Annotated in this window: 5 protein-coding genes; 2 read left to right on the top strand and 3 right to left on the bottom strand. The window is 63.5% G+C overall.

From position 1 onward, the window contains the following. Positions 1-737 (bottom strand): sugar ABC transporter permease (locus tag EN879_RS22535; RefSeq protein ID WP_164774521.1); only part of this gene is annotated, 737 nt, incomplete at its 3' end. A 228-nt stretch (positions 738-965) separates the two neighbouring features. Then, entirely contained in the window at positions 966-2,321 is a 1,356-nt protein-coding gene (locus tag EN879_RS22540) for an ABC transporter substrate-binding protein (protein WP_013528261.1), read from the bottom strand. A gap of 361 nt (positions 2,322-2,682) precedes the next feature. Here EN879_RS22540 and EN879_RS22545 point away from each other — a divergent pair, with 361 nt between their 5' ends. Next, the gene (locus tag EN879_RS22545; RefSeq protein WP_013528260.1) at positions 2,683-3,705 is read left to right on the top strand and encodes a substrate-binding domain-containing protein; all 1,023 of its coding nucleotides are present in this window, start codon (positions 2,683-2,685) and stop codon (positions 3,703-3,705) included. Between the two features lie 119 nt (positions 3,706-3,824). Here EN879_RS22545 and EN879_RS22550 read toward each other — a convergent pair whose 3' ends face one another. Continuing rightward, positions 3,825-4,733 (bottom strand): LysR family transcriptional regulator, encoded by a 909-nt coding sequence (locus EN879_RS22550; protein ID WP_127274252.1) that lies wholly within the window; start codon positions 4,731-4,733, stop codon positions 3,825-3,827. Positions 4,734-4,811: 78 nt separating this feature from the next. Here EN879_RS22550 and EN879_RS22555 point away from each other — a divergent pair. After that, positions 4,812-5,632 (top strand): class I SAM-dependent methyltransferase (locus tag EN879_RS22555; RefSeq protein ID WP_164774522.1); only part of this gene is annotated, 821 nt, incomplete at its 3' end.

Consider the following 5,632-nt stretch of genomic DNA (forward strand, 5'->3'; position numbering starts at 1 on the left):
ATCTGGAACGGATTGGCGCCGTCGATGACGGCGGCTTCCAGCGTTTCCTCGGGGATGCCGCGCAGGGCGGAAGACAGGATGACCATGGCAAAGCCGGTCTGGATCCAGATCAGGATGATCATCAGGAAGAAATTGTTCCAGAACGGCAGCGATATCCAGACCTGCGGCTGGCCGCCGAAATGCTGGATGATGGCGTTGAGGATGCCGATCTGCGTCTGGCCCTCGCCCCGATACTCGTAGATGAATTTCCAGATCACGCTGGCGCCGACGAAGGAGATCGCCAGCGGCAGGAAGATCAGGCTCTTGGCGATCGTGCCCCACCAGATCTTGTCCGTAAGCACGGCGATGATCAGCCCGAGGAAGGTGCAGGCGGCCGGCACCACCGCCAGCCAGATGATGTTGTTGAGGATCGAGTTGCGGAACTCGCGGTCGCCGAACGCCCATTCATAGTTCGCCAGGCCGACGAAACTGATGCCGCCGCGATCGAGGAACGACAGCCGCAGCGTCTCGACCACCGGATAGATCAGGTAAATGGTGAGGATGATCATCGCCGGGCCGACGAACAGCCATGGGCGGACCAACCCTTGCCGGCGTAGATTGTCGATGGCCGCGGCACCGGCGACGCCGCGTGACGGGAATATCAGGTCGACCAGTTTGTTGGCGCCCCAGAAATAGGCGACGCAACCGCCGACGCCGACGATGATGACGAATATGGCCGAGAAAATCTGAGCCGCCATGGGTCCCTCTCCCCCTGCGCATGACCCGACAAGGAATGACCTTGGTGACGGGGACCAGGCGCCGATTCAGTTGTTTGGAGCGCGTCATCGGCGGCTTGCGCACATTGCCGATCGCGCTTCATGTCAATGCGCTCATGACGAAAGGCTGCGGCACGGGCCGCCGTCGGATCCGGGCCGGTACGGTCCGAATCCAGTGCGAGAATGGTTGGTCGTCTACGTGCCAGCCGTCTACTTGATGGCGTCCCAGCTCTTCTGGATGTCGGTGGCGACGTCCTGTGCCGACTTGCCGCCGACCAGGTCGATCATGCCGGTCCAGAAGGCGCCGGCGCCGATCTTGCCCGGCATCAGGTCGGAACCGTCGAAGCGGAAAGTCGAGGCATTGGCGAGGATTTCGCCCTGTTTCTTCAGCGCGTCGCTGGCATAGGCATCCTTGTTGACCGACTTGAGCGGCGTCACGAAGCCGCCCTCGGCCATCCAGATCTCGTGGGCGAGCGGCATCTTCAGGAATTCGATGAACGCGCGCGCACTCTTGCTGTCCTTGGTGATCATCGCCAGCGTACCGGCGCCGAGCACGGGCGTGCCCAGTTCAGGCTTGGCGGCATAGGGCGGGAAGTAGAAGAAGTCCGCGTCCTGGCCGACCTTGGTGCCTTCCGGGAAGAAGGTCGGAATGAACGATGCCTGGTGGTGCAGGTAGCATTTCGGCGGCACCGAAAAGAGGCCCTTCGGGCTGTCGCGGAAGTCGGTCGCCGCAACCGCCTTGGCGCCGCCGTCGACCATCTTGTCGTCGGTCGCGATCTTGCCGAAAATGTCGATGGCGTTGACCACCGCCGGATCGTTGAACGGGATCTCGTTCTTCACCCATTTGTCGTAGACCTCCGGAGGCTGGGTGCGCAGCATCAGGTCTTCGACCCAGTCGGTTGCCGGCCAGCCGGTGGCACCGCCGGAGCCGAGGCCGATGCACCACGGCTTGCCGCCATCGGCGATGATCTTCTTTTCGAGATCGGCGAGTTCTTCCTGGGTCTTCGGCACCTTGTAGCCGGCTTCCTCGAAATTGTCCGGCGAGTACCAGACCAGCGACTTCACGTCGGCCTTGTAAGGGAAGGCGAAGAAGCCCGGCTTGCCGTCCTTGTCCTTGAAGGTGCCGAGATCGACCCATGACTGGCCGGCGCCGTAATTGTCCTTGACCCATTTGGCGGTGTCGTCACCGAGCGGCGTCAAAAGGCCCTTCGACGCCAGGTCCTGGATGAGGCCCGGCTGCGGCAGCACGGCGATGTTCGGCGGGCTGCCGGCCTGCGTGTCGATGACGATCTGCTGCTCGTAATTCTCCGAGGAGGAGTATTTGATCTCGACGCCGGTGGCTTCCGAGAAATAGTCGAGGACGCCGCGCACCAGGCCTTCGTCCTCGCCGCGCCACGGTCCGAAGATCGACAGCGTTTCACCCTTGAGGTCGACTTTCTTGAGCTCTTCGTAGTTCGCCCAGTTGAAGCGCTTGTCTTCGCCGGGCTTGAACTTCAGTTCGGCCTGCGCGGGCGCGTTCAGGGCGAACGTGGCAAACGCAGCACCCAGCAAAAGCATTTTCTTCATCGGTATTCCTCCCAGTGGGTCTCACACACCGGACGGAACCTCCATTCCGCCCGCCGACGCCGCAGGACTGTGACTCAGTCGGAAAGGAACCGCAACCTTTCGAAGAGTCTTCCAAAGCGCTTTGGCTTTTTCGATCACGCCATTGAATCGCGGGGAAGTCAAGAGGCTGGCGAATCAATCGATTTAGGTTCGCGCATTTTCGCCCTAAAAGTGCGTCGCAGCATGCTATTATGGCAGTGCAGCAGCAATTTTTGTTTCAAACATGCCCAAACCGCGTCTATGGTTGGGCTTCGTATGGCTCGGCCCCGGTGGCACTTGGGTCGATTCAATTTAAAAGCGCTTTGAGGGAATGGAGACTTTCGTGAACCTCAAGCAGCTCGCCCACATGCTGGCACTTTCGCAAACCACGGTAAGCCGCGCGCTGAACGGCTATCCCGAGGTCAACGAGGAGACGCGCAGGCGTGTCATGGATGCCGCCAAGCGCCATGGCTATCGGCCCAACCCGAGCGCGCGCCGGCTGGCGACCGGCAAGACCGGCATGATCGGCTATGTCCTGCCGACCGGTGCGTCCGTCGACATCGATCCGCATTTCGTCGAGTTCCTGTCCGGCCTTGGCGACTATGCCCGCTCGCACGAGCTCGACCTTGTGCTGTCGCCGGCCGACGCCGACGACCAGGAGACGACCTACCGGCGCATCGTCGCCAACCGGCAGGTCGACGCTGTTTATATCTCCTCTCCAAGGCCCGCTGACCGGCGCGTGGCGCTGGTCAACACGCTCGGCATTCCCTTCATCGTCCATGGCCGCAGTGAGGGCTTCGATTTCGACTACGCCTTCACCGACATCGACAATGAGGGCGCCTTCCACGAAGCGGCCAGGCTGCTGATCCAGCTCGGTCATCGGCGGCTGGCGCTGATCAACGGTGACGGCCGCGAGACCTTCGCCATCCATCGCGAACGCGGCGTGCGCCGGGCACTCGCCGCGAGCGGACTGACATTGATCGAACGCCATGTCTGCTCGGTCGATATGACCGAGGAGAACGGCTACCGCGCCACCAGGCGTTTGCTGGAAGGGGACGACGCGCCGACGGCGATCGCCTGCTCCAGCCTGATCATGGCGCTGGGCGTCGTGCGTGCGGTGCGCGACCTCGGCTTGAGCATCCCGGGCGACGTCTCGCTGATCGCCCATGACGATGTCTTCCCCTGGCTGAGGCCGGAGAATTTCTCGGTGCCGCTGTCGACGACGCGTTCATCGATCCGTCTCGCCGGCGCCCGTGTCGCCGAGCGGCTGGCGGCACGGATTTCAGGACTGGAGGAGGGCGCGCGAGGCGAGGTCTGGCCGGTCGACCTGGTGGTGAGAGGGTCAGTCGCCGGTGCGCCGGCGTAGCTGGAGATCAAAGCCATGTGCTCTGCGGGATCGAGTTGAGACGCGACACTCACGCCGCATCAATCTCGCCCGACGCCGGCAGTAGCGAGACCACCGCAAGGGGGCCGGATTCCGACATCTCACGCCGCGGATTTGAGGTGGTCGATGAAGGCGCGCAGCTTCGGCAGGACTTGGCGCTTGCCGGGATGATACAGGAAGACGCCCGGCGTCGTGGCGGCGATGCCGTCCAGCATCGGGTCCAGTTTACCTTCGGCTATCGGAGCTTCAGCGATTGGTCGAGGCGTCTGCGCCAGCCCGACGCCCCGCATCGCGGCCCCGAGCAATGTCGGATAATCGTGCGCTATCAGCGGGCCTGAGAGCATCGCCTCGATCGTCTCGTTGCCGTCGACGAAAGCCCAGGGCGCTATGGCGCCATTCGAACGGCGCAAGCGCAGGCAGGCGTGGTTGCGCAGATCGTCGACGCGTTCGGGGCGGCCGTGGCGTTTGAGATAGTCAGGGCTGCCGACGACCACGAACGAAAACGATGGGGTTAGCCGCACCGCGACCATGTCGACCGCAATGAACTGGCCGAGACGGATGCCGGCATCGAACCCGCCGGCCGCGAGATCGACCATCTCGTCGCTCGCGGCGATCTCCAGCTCGATCTCGGGGTAAGCCCGGCAGAACGACGCGATCATCGGCTCCAGGATCAACGGCACGACAGCGCGGGGCACGGACAGGCGCAGCAGACCGGTCGGCCGTTGGCCGATGTCACGCACGGCCTCGCCGGCCGCGACGAGTTCTTCGAAAGCAGGGCCGGCACGATCGAGGAACCGCTGGCCAGGCTCGGTCAAGCCGACGCTCCGTGTCGTGCGGACGAACAGCGCCGCACCCATGCGTGCCTCCAGCGCGCGCACCGCCTGGCTCACGGCGGACGGTGTCACGCCGAGTTGCGCTGCGGCGCGGCGGAAGTTGCGGTGCCTGGCGACAGCCAGGAACGCCTCGATGCCCTCCAGCGCACCATGTCGGACTGTGTAGTTCTGCTTCATAGGTTGTTGTTATTACGCCGGGTAGTCGAATTATGGAAGTGGGCCTAGGTATGAGCTGAACCTAGGAGACATCATGCGATGACCGATGAACTTGAAGGGGTACGCGACCATTATCGCGCGACGGGCCTGACCGAGCGGCTGAAGACGGTGTTGGCTGCCCTCGGCCCGGAGGACCAGCTCCTCACGCCCCAACAATTGGGCGTTCTCGACCAGTTTCACACCCGTGGGCTAGCTGCCACCGCCGAGCTTGCCCAATTGGCGGGGATCGCTGCCGACATGTCGATACTGGACGTCGGCTCGGGCGTCGGTGGGCCGGCGCGCTTTCTGGCTGCGACCTATGGCTGCCGGGTTACTGGCGTGGATCTCAGCGAGCCTTTCGTGGATGCCGCGCGCTATCTGACCGAGCGCACGGGACAGAGCGGGCAGCTGTCGTTCCAGACCGCCAGCGCATTGGAGCTCCCATTCGACGATGGCCGTTTCGACGCGGTGCTGTTGCAGCACGTGGCGATGAACATCTCTGACCGGACGCTGCTCTACAGCGAGATTCGGCGCGTGCTGAAGCCAGGCGGCAGGTTTGCCACATACGACGTCGTGCTGTCTGGAGGCGAGCCGCACTATCCGCTTCCCTGGGCGAGAACGCCGGCGACGAGCTTTCTCCTAACAGCCGGTGCGACGCGCGAGGCGATCGAACCGGCCAGCTTCCGCATGCTGGCATGGCAAGACGACACCGACGCCGCCAAGGCGTGGTTCGCACAGTTGCGCGCGTCGGGGCCGCCGCCTTCGCCCAATCTCGGCGTGGTGATGGGACCGGACTTCGCTGAGCTTGCGGCCAACCTCGGACGAAATCTTATGCAAGGTCGGCTCGGTATCCTGACCGCAGTGTTCGAGGCCGCATCTGT

The organism is Mesorhizobium sp. M7A.F.Ca.AU.002.02.1.1 (assembly GCF_003998535.1).
Taxonomy (GTDB): domain Bacteria; phylum Pseudomonadota; class Alphaproteobacteria; order Rhizobiales; family Rhizobiaceae; genus Mesorhizobium; species Mesorhizobium ciceri.